Below are 643 nucleotides of genomic sequence, written 5' to 3'. Positions count from 1 at the left end.
TATCACCCTGGAACGGCGTATCCCATACTTCGACAAGCTGATGGGCTTTGCTGTCTTCTTCCCGCAGTCAGAAAAGGCTGTTGCCAAGTACGGTTCTAAGTACGGTACGGCTTCTAAGTACGTGCTCTACAACGGGCCATTTAAGCAAGTTGGCTGGACTGGCTCAAACCTGTCTTGGAAGATGGTCAAGAACCCATACTACTGGGACAAGAAGAACGTCAAGCTTGACACGATCACTTGGAGCGTACAAAAGACTCCATCAACTGCTTACAACTTGTACCAGTCAAACAAGCTGGACTACACTGGCCTGGACGCTTCACAAACCAAGCAATTGAAGAACCAGAAGGGCTACGTAACCTTGAACCAAGGTGCTACCTTCTACCTGCAATTCAACGTTGCCAAGAACAAGTACCTGGCTAACACCAACATCCGCAAGGCCTTGTCACTTGCTGTTGACCGGAAGGGCTTGACTTCATCCCTGGGCGGCAACAGTGTTCCAGCCAACACTTTGACTCCAACTCAATTGACTGACGTTAACGGTGAAGACTACACTAAGCGGATCTCCAAGTCTGCTAAAAGCTTCTACCCAGCTTCAACCAACAAGAAGGAAGCCGTTAAGTACATGAACAAGGGCTTGAAGGAA

At 48.7% G+C, this 643-nt stretch carries 1 protein-coding gene; it reads left to right on the top strand.

The genetic code is table 11. The annotated features are described in order from the left end of the window. Nucleotides 1–643: ABC transporter substrate-binding protein (locus HMPREF3168_RS10685; RefSeq protein ID WP_246825686.1), on the top strand; the 643-nt coding region annotated here is incomplete at both ends.

This window comes from Lactobacillus sp. HMSC08B12, from assembly GCF_001808415.1.
GTDB classification, from domain to species: Bacteria; Bacillota; Bacilli; order Lactobacillales; family Lactobacillaceae; genus Lactobacillus; species Lactobacillus delbrueckii.
Note: the sequence above shows the minus strand (reverse complement) of the source record. Positions and strands in the feature narration are given on the sequence as shown.